Here is a 15366-nt window from a genome sequence, read left to right as displayed (position 1 = left end):
TTATTTTTTCTCCATATTCGAATTCTCATTTAGTTGACGAAGTAATTTTTTAAACCCGACATCACCCATTGATGAAAACTCAAGCTTTCCATTAGAACCAAATAAACAAAAACTTGGTACTGCTTGAATGTGACAAGCTTGAACAATATGATAGTTCTGATCCAGTACAATCGGTAATGAAAACCCCTTCTCTGTAGATTTTTCTTTAACTAACTCGATAGATTTTTCTTCTTCTGAATAAGGGACGTGAACAGCAATTACCTGCAAATTATTAAATTTATTTGTTTCTTTCAGTACATCACCAGATAGTTGCCTACAGTTTATACAACTGACAGACCAAAAATAAAACAGGTACTTTTGTTTTCTCTTAAGATCAACTCCTCCCTCCTCTACATTTATCCATGGTAAATCATTTGGAATTAATGGAACGGTAATTTCATTTTTCTTCATAAAAACCCTCCATTATTTTTCTTTTAACTGTGCAGCAATAATTTTCCCCAGGGCTTCCTCTGCCGCAAACGGAGCAACCAATCCGGATGGGTTCTCTTGTTCGTGTTTTAAACATTCATACATTTTTCGTTCAATTTTAGAAGGTTCGATCCAGGCTATTGCCCAAGACGCCCAAAAGCAAGGGGGACCATCCATATTTTTAGCAATCTCAATAAGGTATGGAAGGCTGCCTTTACCAATTCTCATTAATGAAATAGCCGCCGCCATTCTCGTTTCTTCCTTCTCGCTTTTTAGAAGTGATGCGAGTTCTGGTGACGCTTCGCTAGCATCTTCACCAAATTCTCCTAAAACAGCTGCAGCAATATTGCGTAAAGAGCCCTCTTCCTTCAATGCTTCAATCAAAACTGGAATTGCTGCTTTTCCAGTCTCCTTGAGTTCCCCAATCGCTTTAGTAACCGTAACTTCGTTTTTATTTGCAAGATTTCTTACAGATTGCGTTAGATTTTTTTTTGATTCCAATTTCATTTGTCCCTCCAAACTTTTCAGTTTATCAGTTTCCCTATAATTAACGACAGAAGAATAGAAAAGAGAAATGTTCCTAAACACAGATAGTTAAAATAAGTACTTCTTCTATATTTATAGAATAAAAACCATGTCCAACCTCCTGTTCCGATCAAAATTACCGGAAAAATAAACACAACAGCTTTTTGAGCAATAACAAAAACAATGAATAAAAAGAAGATGCTCACAGCACTATTTATTAAAAAATATTTATAATAGGAAGTTAAAGAAATCGACGGATCTTTTTGTCGTGTTTGAACAAATGATACCCAACGAATTGTTAGTAAAAATATATACCCCCCTATCCCATACATTATGAAAAGCAAGGCTTCTCCAACTGAAGACTGGTCAAATATTTGACGTGCCACAACTGATACAACCAAAAGAACGAACAGCCATATAGTATTTGAAACCTCAAGCAAAAGCACTTTTTTCCACAATGAACCCGGGAGCAGAAATAAATCGCCAGATTTTGCATGACGAACTAGGCCCGAATAATAAGAACTAAAAAAAGTAGCACATACAATTAAAGTGAAAAGAAGATTAAATACATCTGGATATTTTGACATTAAATATGGAAACAGGAGTAACAGAAAAGCAAAATGAGACATATGAAAAAATAAATTTTTTTTAACTAGTAAAATCTCTACCCATAAAAATGAAAAAACACCGACTAATCCTTTCAACCCCCACCAAGTTTGCTTTTCTTTAAAGTGGTCTTGGCCTAAACCTACATTACTATCTTGAAATTCCGCCCAAAATTCAGCTTCTTTAACCAATTTTTCTTTACTCTCTATTTTATTTGAAGTAAAGTGAATTATTACAATAGATATAAGAATTAATCCTAACATTATAAATTCAACCGGAGAATAAAAATGCATGAGAATGTTGCCGAATTCACCAACTTGATCCCCCGCTACCCTCCAAAAACTTGGCGGCCGATCATTAATAAAAGAGTAATAGAGAGTTACACAATAAAACACACTTAGAATCAGTGTAAAAAAAGTAAATATAAACTTTACGCTTCTGACTGCTCTTGTGCATGAAACCGCCATAATCCAAGTCTCCATTACAATGATTAAAAGTACCAGACCTATAGCTTTTCCGGTCAAATTTATGTAATGTTGTTTCCATAATAGTAAAATAAGATCACTTGCGATGCCGGAGCACAACCATAGTAAACCCTTCCAAATAGCTTTCCAAACTAATGCCGCATAAATGATCTCGGATAACTTATAAGGTGCAGTATATAGCCAAATGACATCCTCCATCTGGCTGGGAATACGGTTTGATAAAAGACCAAAGCACGTATAGACAATAAAAGCGCCTGTCAAGATCCATCCTGTTAAAGGTGAATTCCAAGTTTCCGTTTTTGCTATAAAACCAATTTGGATAAGTATTGCCCCTAAAAACAAAAACAAAATTAAGAAAGGGAGCTTTTTTTCTTGTTCTTGTTTGAGAATTTTTCTTTTTGACTGAAGAAATAAGAATGACAGAATATTAATCATCCGACCAATCCCCCAGGAGATCGATTACTTCCTGTTTCCAAGCTAAATAGTCCTTTTGATTTTCGGGGACATCAATCTCTTTTATAAGTATCCCATCTCGAATCAATAAAACACGATGAGCAGTTTCCAGCACAAAATCAAGACTATGAGTGGAGACAAGAGCTGCTGCTCCTTCGTTTTTTGCTTTATTAATCAGCCACTGAGAGAGCCATTGTTTTGAAGGAATATCTAAACCTACTGTCGGTTCATCCAATATGTATAACAATGCGTCTTGAATGATTGCCCCAGCTAAAACAGCACGTTGTTTTTGTCCTCTGGAAAGCTGTCCAGTTATCCGATCGGCCTTTCCTTCCATGTTCACTTTTTTTAACGCTTCTTGGACCTTCTCTTGTATGTTTTCTTTAATATTAAAAGCTTTTGCTCGAAACTGAAGATGTTCGGCTACGGTTAAAGAGGGGTACAAATAAGGTTGATCTGGAATTAAAGCAACCATCCGTTGAACTCGATTATCACCTGGCCTCAGACCGTTTATTTCAATATCACCGTTATCAGATTTATATAAGCCTGTAATACAGCGGATTGTCGTTGTTTTGCCCGCTCCGTTAGGACCGAGCAAAGCAACGATTTCCCCTGCGTGAATTGAGAAAGATAGTTGATCAATTCCCTCTCCATTATGATATTTTTTTGTTAAATTTTTGACTTGCATGATTTTCATATTTACCTTCTCCTCATTGTTAGAATGAAGATTGATTCGTATTTTTGCCAAATTGAAGTTTTTTTCTGACTTTATAATCCCATAGCGGCTTACAGACCAAGATGAGGTTATGAATGAAGTGAGCAGCCAATACTGATATAAATCCATATTGTAGGAAGACAAACCCTAGTAAGCATCCAAAAAGGGTAAGATGCAACCATCGTATCCACCTAGGATGATAGCCTGTTCCTTGATGCATTATTGCCCATAAAACTGAGGAAACCAAGACAGCAATCACCATATTATCAGTTAGCAACCAAATTGTAGGAATCATAAGAAGTCTATACACCGTCTCTTCTGATAAGGAACTTTGAAGACTGATATTTAGTCCTTGTCTAAATGTAAAGCCGGACAAATAGACAGTGCGATTTGAGAGTTCAGGAGAGATACGTAATAATTTTTTCTTTTCAAGAACTGTAAACATGGCAGCAGACAGCCCCAGGCAAGCAAGCCCTATGCTTATTCCGCTTAATACTTGAGAAGCAGGGTTATCCCATACTGACCATTTCATGCTGTACCCTACAGTATTTCCGGCTAATGAACATATAAATACGACAAATCCTGTTGATAAACCTGCAAGAATAGTAGACAAAGTTCCAAATATATACACCATCTTTACACTTATCCTTGAATCGTATGCATTTACAATTGTTAATTGTATATCCTCTTTTAAAGTTAATAGATTGCAACATATAAGAATCCCTCCCAGTATCATACTAGTTGTGACGTCCGCGCGAATGTCCATGTTAATTAATACCATGATTGCTGCAATTACAGCAATTAAAGACCCTATTACCCCCGTCATACCTAACGTCGATTCAAGGTGCTCTTTTTTTACTGCAACACCCATTTTCTCTGTTAGGATTTCTTGTTCACTTCCAATACTTAATATACAGCCATTATGTAATTCAACCGTCATTTTCATTCTGACATTATCCGACTCGGCAATATACCAATAAGTCGTGATATTTTCAAGAGCTTCTTCTTTTTCACCTGCTCCACTTACTTCCGCTTGGCTCCATAGTCCTTCATTTGAAGCAGCAAGTTCTAATTTCAGCTGCTCTGGAGAGATTTTAGAAACTTTCTTGGGCAATTCTCTTCGTGGTACATCCGCATGAAAAAATGTAATTTCTCCCTTTGAGTTCACTCCAGCTATAATTGATTTATTTTGATTTACAAAACGAATTCTCCAAGACTCGACCAATCCCCAATGATACAGGACTTGTCGAACTTTATTTAGTAAACCTAAATGATGCAGTTTGTTAACAGTATCATGGTCATACCAATACATTGCATAACAATCCCAATCAGTTACATCTATCCCGACATAGCGCTTAATAAACTTATTGCAAATTAATCGAGCAGTATCTTTATCAAGCAACAAAGATTGGTAAATTAAAGGCTTAAATTTATGAAATAAAAGTAAGCCTATCACAGAAATAGAAATCCATAGAATAATAGTCAAAACAGTCATGACTTAACCTCATCTATACGTATTTGACTAAACGGCAGATCAGGTTCTGATAACTCTATTTTACCTATACATCTACAATGCTTCGCATTACATTTTGCTTGCATTAAACGTTCAGGCGAACCGATATCTAACATACTATCTTCCAAGATATGTCCAATTGCTGATTCCTCAATTTGACACGGTGTTACATAACCATCAGCTCTGATATACCAAGCCAAATATCCAGGTGTACAAAAGTCAGTTACACCATTTTTTTCTTCCTCCCAATCGATAATGATAATTTGATCTCCCCAATCACTAATCGCTTTTTTAAGCTGTTGCTTTACTAAACGCTCTGTTTCTGAAGAAATGTCTCTTGTATCTGAAGCTCTTCCCACATTAAGTGTTCTTCCTGCCCTAAAAATAGTGGCGCCAGATTCGACAGAATTCTCAATGACCTCCAAAACCTCACAAGCATTTAATTCATTTATAGTCATAGCTACTATGACAGAGAGAGAAGAATCGGTCATTCGCTTGACATTTCTCATACTTTCTTTAAAACTGCCTTTTCTCCCTCTAAGGAGATCATGAGTATCGGCACTCCCATCAATACTTATCTGTACACATACATTCCCTAAATGTTTAAGAAGTTCTATTTCTTCATCTCTCCAATTCAATCCATTACTAAAAAGATTTACATTGGTAAATAATGAACTTGCTGCAGTGATAAGTTCTTTAAATCCCTTAATTAATTTTGCTTCACCACCAGTAATTGTAATATCTGCCACACCATGTGCAGCAAGCTTCTCCATTACCTCTATCCATTCGAAAGCATTCAACTCGTTTTGATAAGGTTTACCTGAACTTGCATAACAAAACGAACAACTCAAATTACAAGAGTTTGTAAATTGAAGTGTGCAGCTAATAGGTAAATAAGACTTTGTAGAGCCGGTAATCATTAACCGTTTATCTAACAATCCTTCTGTCCATGCAGCAGTGAATGGGTGCGTACTTAATTCTTCTTTTAATTTATCAGCACTCATTTCCTCCTTCGTTACTATTTCCCATATTCTTGCTGTTTTTTGCAAGCTATTATTTTCAGCCAGTAAAAGAGCAAGCTGCACTCCCCTTCCACTAAGCCTGTAATAGAACATACTTTTACGATCTACCAATAAAGCACCATGTGGCTGAAGGTGTACACTTAGTTCCATTTCCGATAATTCTCCCAATAAAGACATAGAATCCCCCTTTTGAATAGGGAGCTGCATGCCCCCTACCCGTTTTTGTCGAAACTTAATAGATTTAAATCACTTTCATTTGAGGACTTGGCAACGGACAAACGCGAGTCATTGCTATACTTTTCGCTGCCCAGCATCCCATACAACCAGCAGCTTTAATAATTGAATTTCCTGCTGGTTTAGAGAGCCCTTTTTGGTTTACTGGTTCCCATTCTTTTTCATTACCTCTCATGAAATTCACCTCCTATTTTTAATGTGGAATCACATAAATAGATTCCACCTAACATCACAATAACAATTCACTTTTGTCGAAGTAAGGGGAATTTTGTAATTAAATACATTTTATTCAAATTTTCTCATCTATATGTAATATTTCATAACCATCCAAAAGACCTTTTCTAATTATATTTAACTTCTTCCCCTTCTCTTGACTTAGTAACGAATATCTAAGTTATTCAAGGGGAGACAGAATGGAAATATAGAAACTGAATGTAGGGATTTTATTTCATCGATGGCAGGTGTGGAGAGTTTTTTAACACGGGAGATCTAAAATCAAACAAACCATTTGCATATACAAATGGTTCAATAAGAATTTCGAAATCTTAGTTTATGTTAATAAAGGGCGAATCAAAAGCATTTAAAACAAATTCTGCGATTTCTGCATAAATTCTTTGACCCGGTATTTCATTTACAACTGAGATTTCATGATTAAACAGTATAATAGATACTTTCTAAACAAAAATGCATGTTGTACACAAAATTTACGCCCTTGAATTCAATTCAAGGGCGCTTTTTATTATTCCAATGACCCGATCGCAGCAACGACATCCGCTTCGCTGAACGTTCCCATTAAGCAAAGCGACTCTTCCGGTTTGCACGCGTGGGCTGCAATTTTTTGTTTGGCTTGCTCAATGTTTTCGACAATGCCCAGATCGCGCAGCCTTTTCGGAAATCCGAGCGCATCATATAGCGGAAGCAGCTCGCGAATTTCGTCTGTCCGTCCTTCCAACGCAAGCTGAACCAATATGCCGTAAGCGACCTTTTGACCGTGGAGCACATGATGGGTTTCCGGAATAAACGTCAAACCGTTGTGAATCGCATGGGCCCCGGCCATTCTGCCGTAGCGGCCTGCATAGCCGCCCACCGTTCCGGCAAGTGCGATGACCGCTTCCAGCACATTCGCCAAAGCCGGAGATGGTTCGCCTTTTTCGATGCTTTCTACAGCCTGCAGACTCTCGTTTAACAGGATGTCGCGAATATAGACGGACTGTCTGAGCCCCGCCTGAACCATGATCGACAGCGCATCCTTCGTCGTTCTGATGATCGCCTCAGCTTCATACCACTTCGCAAGCGTATCGCCGATCCCGCTTTTTACGTAAGCAATCGGGGATGATAAAAGCAAGACAGGGTCAACAAGCGTCAAATAGCTTGAACGCTTATGGTACTGCACCCCTTCAAAGTTCCCTTCGTCATCGTAAATCACACTGAGCGGCGTAGCTGCGGCGCATGTTCCCGGGATTGTCGGAATCGTCATCACTTCAATACTCAGCAGATCGGCGACTGCCTTCGCCGTATCTAAAACGGTTCCCCCGCCGATCCCGATGATGATATCCGCCGCACCTGCTTCCTCGGCTGCTTTGCGAATCGCACGAAGCGAACTGGTTCCCTTATGCTGAATCACCTTCCAATCAGCCGGAAGCGCCGCATGATTGGAAAAAGCCGCAAACGACTTCACGCCGGTGACAATGACAGGCTGCTTGAACCCCTCTAAAAACGCCGGGAGCTCCCGCGTGATTCCTTCCTTGCATATATATTGATTCGGTCCGCTTCTGACGATATCTTCAGGCTGCATGACACCATCTCCTTCTATTATTTTCTAACGCCAATCATCTCACTTTCTTTAAAACTGTGTCAAATTATATTACGAGCCCGCTGCCGCGCCGGATTCCAAAAAAATACATGTTTCATATGAAACATGTCGAAGAAATGGTGATGTTGTCATTGAACCAGCCGGCGTTTAGCCACGGTTTTTCAGACTGAAATCACAGTGCGGTTCGCTGTGCTTCGTCTTTCCATCACTCGTGCCGCTTAATTCATTTTTCTCACAAAACTGAACGATCTTGCCCGTTTTTTTGTTTTTTCCATAATAATATGTCATATCCGGCTCATCTTTAAAAACGCCCATAGATTGCGTTAAAAAATAGTCTTTGTTTATCACAGTTTTAGGTTCAATCACATGATTCTCTTTATAATTTTTTCCTGATGCCCTATTTCCGACAAATGCTTTTCAGCATCTGAGCGAACCCACGCATTCATGATCGGATTGCCGTGGTCTAGGACATAAAAAATTGCATACGGACCGATGAGCAATACTGCACTGATCAGCCCTAATATGACGTTCAGCCTTTTCATTATTGAATTCCGCCGTTCTCACTCGCCAGCTCATCCAAGCGCGCCATCGCTTCCTCTTTTTCAAACGTACTGTACCAGAGGTCATCATAGGAATCCAGAATCCGGTAATGATGTGAAATCAAATTTTGCTGCATACGAAAATCTCCTTTACAGTCAATCTCCCGCCACCATACCCTGCCGCCGAGCGTTTTCCCCTTCGGCCGGTCAATGCTGCGGTGCGCCACAGTTTCGACAACTTCCAACGGTTCGTCCCCCAGCACTGACTGCAAAACCTCACTGTTTCGAAATAGCGCGCACACTGCCACGACATGCGTCCACCCCGCAGTCGTCCTTCCCTTTTCAATTTGCACAAGCGTCTTCTTCGAAATCCCAAGAACATTCGCCATTTTCTCCTGCGTATAGCCGCTTTCTGTACGAATCAGCCTTAATTTTAATGAAATAAGTTCGATTATATAATCTTTGTCCACAGTATTCCTCCATCGCAATATTTAGTGTAATATTACACTTTTTGATGAAATATTTCAATCTTTCAAACCGCAACATCATACAAGAAATCCCTGAAAAACATGCTAAACTAAAACAATCAACAACACGACAGGAGGTCCGTCATGCGAGAGGAAACCCGGACGCTGATCCTTGATCAAGACCTGCAGGTTGAAGCCTATCGCTTCAAAGGAATCATGCAGAAGTTCCCGAACCACTTTCACGAATATTATGTGATCGGCTTTATCGAAAAAGGACAGCGCTATTTGCTTTGCCAGGGACAGGAGTATATCATCAACCCCGGAGATCTCCTGCTGTTTAATCCGCACGATACGCACAGCTGCGAGCAAATTGACGGGAAGGCCCTTGATTACCGCAGCATCAACGTCATGCCTGATGTAATGGAAAAAGCCGTGATGGAGATAACGGGCGCCGAAAGCCTCCCTTACTTCACGCAAAACGTGTTGTTCCGCCATGAGCTGACGTCCAGCTTGAAAGAACTGCACGTGCAAATTTTGCAAAAGGAAAAAGCTCTTCAAAAGGAGGAGCTGTTTCTCAACCTTCTTGAAGAGCTGATCAGAACGTATTCAGACGTGACGTTCCTCGAACGCGCGCCCGAACCGTCTGATGAAGTCAAAACCGTGTGCGGTTATTTAGAAGAGCATTATACGGAAAATATTAAGCTTGATGATCTCAGCGGACTCACGGGCTGGAGCAAGTATCATTTGCTGCGGTCGTTTACGAAGCAAAAAGGAATTTCTCCGTACAGCTACCTGGAAACCGTGCGCATCAATCAGGCAAAAAAGCTTCTGGAACAAGGCGTAAAGCCGATCGACGCCGCCTTTCAAACGGGCTTCAGCGACCAAAGCCATTTGACGAAGTTTTTCAAGCGGCAGGTCGGGCTGACGCCGAAACAATATATGAAAATCTTTGAACAAGACAGATTGGAGATTGAAGGATGAATCATCGACGTGAAACCGCCGGACACCTTGCAGCCGTTTTAACGATTCTCATCTGGGGGACGACCTTTGTCTCGACAAAAGTGCTGCTCGAGGATTTTTCGCCAATGGAGATTTTGTTTTATCGATTTTTGCTTGGATTGATCGTCCTGCTCATCGTTCACCCGCGCGTTCTGAACGTACAGAGCCTGCGGCAGGAGATCCTTTTTGCAGGGGCCGGCTTATGCGGCGTAACCTTGTATTTCTTATTGGAAAATATCGCGCTCACCTACACATATGCTTCAAATGTCGGCATGATCGTCTCGGTGATCCCGATGATCACAGCCGTCCTGGCTCATTTCCTTCTGGACGGCGAGAAGCTTAAGCCGCACTTTTTCATTGGATTTGCCGCCGCTTTTACCGGTCTCTTGCTTATATCTTTCAATGGAAACGTCGTGCTCAAGCTGAATCCGTTCGGTGACCCGCTTGCCGCAGCCTCTGCTTTTGTTTGGGGAATATACGCCATTTTAATGAAAAAAATCAGCGCGTTTCGCCATCACACGATTCAATGCACCCAGCGCATCTTTCTTTACGGGCTGATCTTTATGATCCCGGCTTTGTTCCTGTTTGACTTCCGTTTTACGCTCAGCCCATTCGCTTCCTCCGTCAACCTGCTGAACATGTTGTTTCTGGGTGCTGGCGCATCCGCTCTTTGCTTTGTGACGTGGAACTGGTCGGTCGGGGTGCTCGGAGCCGTGAAAACGAGCGCCTACATTTATATGGTGCCCGTGATCACGATTGCCGCTTCGATTATCATTTTGCACGAACAACTGACATGGATCGCCTTTGTCGGAGGCGCGCTGACACTAACAGGCCTTTATATTTCTGAGATGAAATCCAAACCGCAGCTGAAGGAGGAGCATACGTCTTGAATGAAACAAAATGCGCACTCGTCATAGACGAAAGCCTGCCTGTCGGACTGACCGCCAATACAGCCGCCATTCTCGGCGGGAACGTAACAGACGGCTCAGGGATCGAATCGTAAAAGTCCCCATCCCCATCTTAAAAGGAAACGCCGGGCTTCTTCATGAACTGAGACAAAAGCTGCTCACCGACGAGTTCGACGATATCCTCCCGATGCGGCCCAGAGCTGTCATACATATGAAGCATATATCGAAAAATTCCAAGCTTCCGCTTCCTCCGATTACCGCTATTATGGAATCGGAATGTGCGGGGATAAGAAGAAGGTGAACAGGCTGACCGGGAGCTTGGGGCTGTTAAAATAAACAATTACGGGCATTGACTGCTGAATGGGTCAATGCCCTTATTTTTTTGTCATACGTTTGCCACCTAATAGTGAAAGCCTAAATAAAGAAAAGAGGGACCTTCTATGGATCAAATGGTATTGAAAACTCAGGAATGGCTAAACAAAACCTACAGCGGAAAACACGGCTACAACAAGGTGAAAGAGAACGGAAAACCAAGCTGGGAGACGATTTACGGTTTAACGAGAGCATTGCAGATCGAACTCGGTATCGCAGAGCCCGCCGATAATTTCGGACCGGCGACAGAGAGCAAATTTGTGCCGCTAAAAAAGCAGAAAAAAACTGAAAAACCTACAAACTTAAATTACATTCTGCAAGGCGCTTTTTGGTGTAAAGGAAGTGGATTTAATCCCGGCGGTTTAACGGGTAACTTCTTTGAGAGTACAGAGGATGCCGTGAAAAGGTTTCAGAGAGCTGCAGGCCTAGCCAAACAAGACGGTGTTGTCACTGCACAAATCATGAAAGCTCTGCTCAACATGAGCGCTTTTAAATTGCTTCGAAATGGTGATACGAAAATTCGTCAAATTCAGCAAAATTTAAATCGGGATTACAATGCTTATTTCGGATTAATGCCTTGTGACGGCGTTTATTCCAGAGAGACAAATAAGGCACTGATTTATGCTTTGCAAAAAGAAGAAGGCATGAGTACAAGTGTGGCAAACGGCAATTTTGGACCAGGGACAACAAGCAAATGCCCGACACTTAAACCAGGCGATTCCAGAACAAAGTTCGTGCTGATTCTTCAATACGCATTATATTGCAATGGCTATCCTTCAGGTGAATTTGACGGCGTTTATGATGCAGAAGTGGAATCTGCCGTCTCACGCTTTCAAAGCTTCATGTGTTTGCCGGCAAAGGGAATTGCCAATATGGCAACAATCAAGGCTTTATTGTCAAGCTCCGGCGATACTTCGCGTGCTGCCGCGGCCTGCGACACTTCCACGGTTCTAACAGCAGCAACTGCAAAAACTTTGCGTAACAACGGATATAAAGTTGTCGGCAGATATTTGACGGGCAATGTGCGGACAAGCAGCGGCCTTAAATCAAAGGCAATGACCCCTGCTGAGCTTTCCATCATTTTTAATGAAGGTTTGAGAGTGTTTCCGATTTATCAGGACGGCGGCTACGAATCCTCGTATTTCGTGCAAAATCAAGGAACAACAGATGCGTATGCCGCTGTCAACGCAGCACAAGGGTTAGGCTTCCCATCAGGCACAACCATTTATTTTGCCGTTGATTTTGACGCGTATGATTATGAAGTAACAGACAAAATCATCCCTTATTTTAATGAAATCAAAGCAGCGTTTGACAAAATGCAAAGCATTCCGAATTCGCCAAAATATAAGATCGGCGTATACGGGCCAAGAAACATCTGTATCAGAACAGCCGACGCAGGTTTGACGGAATACAGCTTCGTCGCCGATATGTCGACCGGCTTCAGCGGCAACCTCGGCTACACAATGCCGAAAAACTGGGCCTTTGACCAATTCTACGAACAATCAATCGGCAGCGGAAGCGGTATGATCGGCATTGATAAAGATGCTTACTCAGGCAGGGACAAAGGTACTGCAAGCGTCACCCCGTCGTCAGATCCGGTCTATGACGCACGCGTACGCACATTGAGAAACATTTTAGCAAATATCCCGGCACTGAGCAGTATTTCTGAACTATTTACAACAATGTTTATTTTTGATAAAACTGAGACAGTTTACAAGTCGCTATACTTGGATATTACGTTGTCTACTTCACTGGTATTTAAAAAGCCAAGTGAAACATCACCGGGTACACTGCAAGTTAAAAACGGAAAGGTCGGAGCATCGATTACAGAAGTATTAGGAAACTCAAAAACATCATTGAGTTCTTCACAAATTCATTCATATGATGAGCTTTTAAAGAATATCGGTTTGTCGGTGCGTAACGGATATATCTCGGTAAACGTTTCACCTTCTGTTGAATCTTTGGATCTCTCATTAACTATATTTAGCAATGAAATTCCGGTAGTAGGCGATACAAAAACTGAAATGTCGGCTACAATTACCTTTAAAATTAAGAAGTTATATGTGTCACCTAGCAAACCAGTTGTAGCTCCTCAAGAAGCTTTACCAATCGATTGGGGAGCAGTTGGGGTTGCAGTTGGAGGAATTATAGCAGCTACTGTTGGTGTAGCAGCTGTTGTAATAGTGGGAACTGCAGCACCTGAAATCGCTATTGGTACGGCAGTGTCTGCTGTGTTATTTGCGATATTTGGCGAAAAAACAGCAGATTAATTTGTTTATTTAATGAAAGCTGCATAAATACATAATATAATGTATTTATGCAGTTTTTCCAAATCTTTAATATATAAAGTCTCGTGGAGGTATTTACATTGAACACAGACAAACAAGTATTCACTGCAACGCAAAAAACAGCCAAAACCCTTAAAACTTTCCGCGATAAGAGCGATGAAGAGTTATTAGCCTTTCTCGCTAAACAAGATTCATTAACCTTAAATCAGCTGAAAGTCTATTACTCTGATCCTTCATTTGCGCTTCATTATTTCATCAGTGCAGCATTTTTCAGTATAGTATTAGCTTCGTTCATTACTGCAATTCTTTGTGGTCAAGCAGATTCGATGTTCCCTTTTGTTTCCGGCATCTCCATTATCACATTAGCTGCCATATTTGTGGGGTGTTTCTTCTGGGTGCTTAAACAGCTTGTCACCTTGAAAAAAAAGCCGAGTCAATTCATTACACATTTTTCCAAGAAAGCCGAGTTTGCACGTATTGTAAAAATGATTGATTATGTTTTACAACAAAAATACAAAAAGGCATTGGAAAACATACCGTACCAATAAAATCTCATGTATTTTTATATAGGAGTGACAATCCAATGAGAAACGAAAAACAATTATTTCAAAAAGCTGAACATACAGCCAAACTCCTTGAGTCTCACAAAAGTGACGATGAGCTGCTTACATACCTTGCAAATCAAGATTCTGTTACATTAAATCAGTTAAAAATATATTTTTCAAATCCCAGTTTCACATTAACGTATTTTATTAAAGCCATTTTTTTTAGCAGTATTACCGCTGTAATTATGGCGGCCTTTTTATCTGGTCAAGTCTCCTCCTCCACCTATGACCTTTCAAGGCTATTTTCATTCCTCTTCATGTTCTATCTAATCTTCTCTTTTCTTTGGATCGCCAAGATGCTGATCTCCTCACGAAAAGGACCGATGCAAACGATCCTGCACTTTCAAAAAAGGGCGGAATATTCCAGAATCGCGGGTATGATTGATTTTATTTTAGATGAACGTTTCAAAAAGAAATTTGATTAAAAAGCAGAGGGACATGCGCCTCTGCTTTGGTTCGTCTATCAATCAAACTAATATAATATGACTAGAGGACAAAAGACATGCAAACAGACAAACAATTATTCGAAGAAACAAAACAAACAGCAGAAGAAATATTGTTATCGAAAGCCGAAAACGATGAAGAGCTGATGGCATACCTCGAAAAACAAGATTTATCCACGTTAAACCGGTTGAAAGTTTATTTTTCAGGGCCAACGCTGAAAATCGGCCATGTGATAAAAGCCTCGCTTTATAGCTCCTTCACCGCCAGCATTATAACTGCTATATTTACTGGTCAAGCCGTCTCCATTTCGTATGACATTGAATATACTTTTTTTCCTTTTATATTAACGATACTACTGATAACAAGCTCCATCTGGGTGTTCGGCACGATCACTAAATCGCAAAGAAACAAAGACCAAAACTTTTTACACTTTAGAAAAAAAACCAATCATACAAAAATCATCGGAATGATTGATGTCCTGCTGGAGAATAAATACAAAAACATATTTAAACGCAAAAAAATAAAGAAGGCATCCTTCGATGCCTTCCCCATCAATTACTCCATATTAGACATATTCTGTCTTCTTTCCTGCTCTGCAATGATCTCGTTGTCTTCGGCATTATCACGCGTCACTTTCTGCGTCAGAATCGCGCCTACCGCCACTAAAATCATCACAGCGATGTAATAGCCTTTTTCATTGAGCTGCAGGTTTTCGGCATTGTAAAGGCCGATACAAAATAAAAAAACGCCTGCAAAAAATGTGAAATATGCCATGACCGTAAAAGCCGTTGTATTTCTTCGTCTATACTTCTGCATCTTAATACCTCCTAAAAAACTAAAACTATTGTACTTGATTTATCCACCTAAAAGAAGAATGATATTCCTTTTTACACACAATTTAGTAAATATG

Annotated in this window: 18 protein-coding genes; 7 read left to right on the top strand and 11 right to left on the bottom strand. The window is 40.5% G+C overall.

From position 1 onward, the window contains the following. The 10 genes from NSQ39_RS01530 to NSQ39_RS01485 all read right to left on the bottom strand — a co-directional run bounded on the left by NSQ39_RS01530 (window position 1) and on the right by NSQ39_RS01485 (window position 8843). Complete coding sequence (locus NSQ39_RS01530) at window positions 1-450, bottom strand: TlpA family protein disulfide reductase (protein WP_175075306.1); 450 nt, start codon at window positions 448-450, stop codon at window positions 1-3. A gap of 12 nt (window positions 451-462) precedes the next feature. Further along, entirely contained in the window at window positions 463-975 is a 513-nt protein-coding gene (locus NSQ39_RS01525; protein WP_175075307.1) for a HEAT repeat domain-containing protein, read from the bottom strand. Window positions 976-992: 17 nt separating this feature from the next. Beyond that, window positions 993-2519: a sporulation killing factor system integral membrane protein gene (gene skfF / locus NSQ39_RS01520; RefSeq protein WP_175075308.1), complete on the bottom strand. Its 1527-nt coding sequence runs from the start codon at window positions 2517-2519 to the stop codon at window positions 993-995. Then, window positions 2512-3234: an ABC transporter ATP-binding protein gene (locus NSQ39_RS01515; RefSeq protein ID WP_046129071.1), complete on the bottom strand. Its 723-nt coding sequence runs from the start codon at window positions 3232-3234 to the stop codon at window positions 2512-2514. The genes skfF and NSQ39_RS01515 overlap by 8 nt, the downstream gene beginning before the upstream one ends. Before the next feature lie 19 nt (window positions 3235-3253). Beyond that, window positions 3254-4747: a CPBP family intramembrane glutamic endopeptidase gene (locus tag NSQ39_RS01510; protein WP_175075309.1), complete on the bottom strand. Its 1494-nt coding sequence runs from the start codon at window positions 4745-4747 to the stop codon at window positions 3254-3256. Further along, the gene (gene skfB, locus NSQ39_RS01505) at window positions 4744-5964 is read right to left on the bottom strand and encodes a sporulation killing factor system radical SAM maturase (RefSeq protein ID WP_175075310.1); all 1221 of its coding nucleotides are present in this window, start codon (window positions 5962-5964) and stop codon (window positions 4744-4746) included. The genes NSQ39_RS01510 and skfB overlap by 4 nt, the downstream gene beginning before the upstream one ends. A 64-nt stretch (window positions 5965-6028) precedes the next feature. Beyond that, the gene (gene skfA, locus NSQ39_RS01500; protein WP_046129074.1) at window positions 6029-6196 is read right to left on the bottom strand and encodes a sporulation killing factor; all 168 of its coding nucleotides are present in this window, start codon (window positions 6194-6196) and stop codon (window positions 6029-6031) included. 564 nt (window positions 6197-6760) lie between these two features. Beyond that, entirely contained in the window at window positions 6761-7816 is a 1056-nt protein-coding gene (locus NSQ39_RS01495; RefSeq protein WP_046129075.1) for an iron-containing alcohol dehydrogenase family protein, read from the bottom strand. Between the two features lie 165 nt (window positions 7817-7981). Further along, window positions 7982-8122, bottom strand: a complete 141-nt coding sequence (locus NSQ39_RS01490; protein WP_216898837.1) for a hypothetical protein — start codon at window positions 8120-8122, stop codon at window positions 7982-7984. 253 nt (window positions 8123-8375) lie between these two features. After that, on the bottom strand, window positions 8376-8843 hold the full coding sequence (locus tag NSQ39_RS01485; RefSeq protein ID WP_175075313.1) for a helix-turn-helix domain-containing protein: 468 nt from the start codon (window positions 8841-8843) through the stop codon (window positions 8376-8378). Between the two features lie 141 nt (window positions 8844-8984). Between NSQ39_RS01485 and NSQ39_RS01480 the strand changes: the two genes are divergently transcribed. The 7 genes from NSQ39_RS01480 to NSQ39_RS01450 all read left to right on the top strand — a co-directional run bounded on the left by NSQ39_RS01480 (window position 8985) and on the right by NSQ39_RS01450 (window position 14437). Next, entirely contained in the window at window positions 8985-9821 is an 837-nt protein-coding gene (locus NSQ39_RS01480) for an AraC family ligand binding domain-containing protein (protein ID WP_175075314.1), read from the top strand. Next, window positions 9818-10729 (top strand): DMT family transporter, encoded by a 912-nt coding sequence (locus NSQ39_RS01475; RefSeq protein ID WP_175075315.1) that lies wholly within the window; start codon window positions 9818-9820, stop codon window positions 10727-10729. The genes NSQ39_RS01480 and NSQ39_RS01475 overlap by 4 nt, the downstream gene beginning before the upstream one ends. Beyond that, complete coding sequence (locus tag NSQ39_RS01470; protein WP_236809523.1) at window positions 10726-10842, top strand: DUF2000 family protein; 117 nt, start codon at window positions 10726-10728, stop codon at window positions 10840-10842. The genes NSQ39_RS01475 and NSQ39_RS01470 overlap by 4 nt, the downstream gene beginning before the upstream one ends. Before the next feature lie 127 nt (window positions 10843-10969). After that, a complete protein-coding gene (locus tag NSQ39_RS01465; RefSeq protein ID WP_335497385.1) occupies window positions 10970-11083 on the top strand; it encodes a DUF2000 family protein in 114 nt (37 codons plus the stop codon). 104 nt (window positions 11084-11187) lie between these two features. Further along, a complete protein-coding gene (locus NSQ39_RS01460; RefSeq protein ID WP_175075316.1) occupies window positions 11188-13389 on the top strand; it encodes a glycoside hydrolase domain-containing protein in 2202 nt (733 codons plus the stop codon). Window positions 13390-13487: 98 nt separating this feature from the next. Then, complete coding sequence (locus NSQ39_RS01455) at window positions 13488-13955, top strand: hypothetical protein (RefSeq protein WP_175075317.1); 468 nt, start codon at window positions 13488-13490, stop codon at window positions 13953-13955. 35 nt (window positions 13956-13990) lie between these two features. Further along, a complete protein-coding gene (locus NSQ39_RS01450) occupies window positions 13991-14437 on the top strand; it encodes a hypothetical protein (protein WP_046129082.1) in 447 nt (148 codons plus the stop codon). A 574-nt stretch (window positions 14438-15011) separates the two neighbouring features. Here NSQ39_RS01450 and NSQ39_RS01445 read toward each other — a convergent pair. After that, window positions 15012-15272, bottom strand: a complete 261-nt coding sequence (locus NSQ39_RS01445; protein ID WP_175075318.1) for a YiaA/YiaB family inner membrane protein — start codon at window positions 15270-15272, stop codon at window positions 15012-15014. Window positions 15273-15366: the final 94 nt, after the last annotated feature.

The sequence above is a fragment of the Bacillus sp. FSL W8-0848 genome (assembly GCF_038007805.1).
GTDB classification, from domain to species: domain Bacteria; phylum Bacillota; class Bacilli; order Bacillales; family Bacillaceae; genus Bacillus; species Bacillus glycinifermentans.
This window is presented reverse-complemented; position numbering and strand designations above follow the sequence as displayed.

Coding starts and splice junctions, on each gene's coding strand:
- NSQ39_RS01530 (WP_175075306.1), bottom strand. CDS start 450: ATGAAGAAAAATGAAATTACCGTTCCATTAATTCCAAATGATTTACCA.
- NSQ39_RS01525 (WP_175075307.1), bottom strand. CDS start 975: ATGAAATTGGAATCAAAAAAAAATCTAACGCAATCTGTAAGAAATCTT.
- skfF (WP_175075308.1), bottom strand. CDS start 2,519: ATGATTAATATTCTGTCATTCTTATTTCTTCAGTCAAAAAGAAAAATT.
- NSQ39_RS01515 (WP_046129071.1), bottom strand. CDS start 3,234: ATGAAAATCATGCAAGTCAAAAATTTAACAAAAAAATATCATAATGGA.
- NSQ39_RS01510 (WP_175075309.1), bottom strand. CDS start 4,747: ATGACTGTTTTGACTATTATTCTATGGATTTCTATTTCTGTGATAGGC.
- skfB (WP_175075310.1), bottom strand. CDS start 5,964: ATGTCTTTATTGGGAGAATTATCGGAAATGGAACTAAGTGTACACCTT.
- skfA (WP_046129074.1), bottom strand. CDS start 6,196: ATGAGAGGTAATGAAAAAGAATGGGAACCAGTAAACCAAAAAGGGCTC.
- NSQ39_RS01495 (WP_046129075.1), bottom strand. CDS start 7,816: ATGCAGCCTGAAGATATCGTCAGAAGCGGACCGAATCAATATATATGC.
- NSQ39_RS01490 (WP_216898837.1), bottom strand. CDS start 8,122: ATGACATATTATTATGGAAAAAACAAAAAAACGGGCAAGATCGTTCAG.
- NSQ39_RS01480 (WP_175075314.1), top strand. CDS start 8,985: ATGCGAGAGGAAACCCGGACGCTGATCCTTGATCAAGACCTGCAGGTT.
- NSQ39_RS01475 (WP_175075315.1), top strand. CDS start 9,818: ATGAATCATCGACGTGAAACCGCCGGACACCTTGCAGCCGTTTTAACG.
- NSQ39_RS01460 (WP_175075316.1), top strand. CDS start 11,188: ATGGATCAAATGGTATTGAAAACTCAGGAATGGCTAAACAAAACCTAC.
- NSQ39_RS01450 (WP_046129082.1), top strand. CDS start 13,991: ATGAGAAACGAAAAACAATTATTTCAAAAAGCTGAACATACAGCCAAA.
- NSQ39_RS01445 (WP_175075318.1), bottom strand. CDS start 15,272: ATGCAGAAGTATAGACGAAGAAATACAACGGCTTTTACGGTCATGGCA.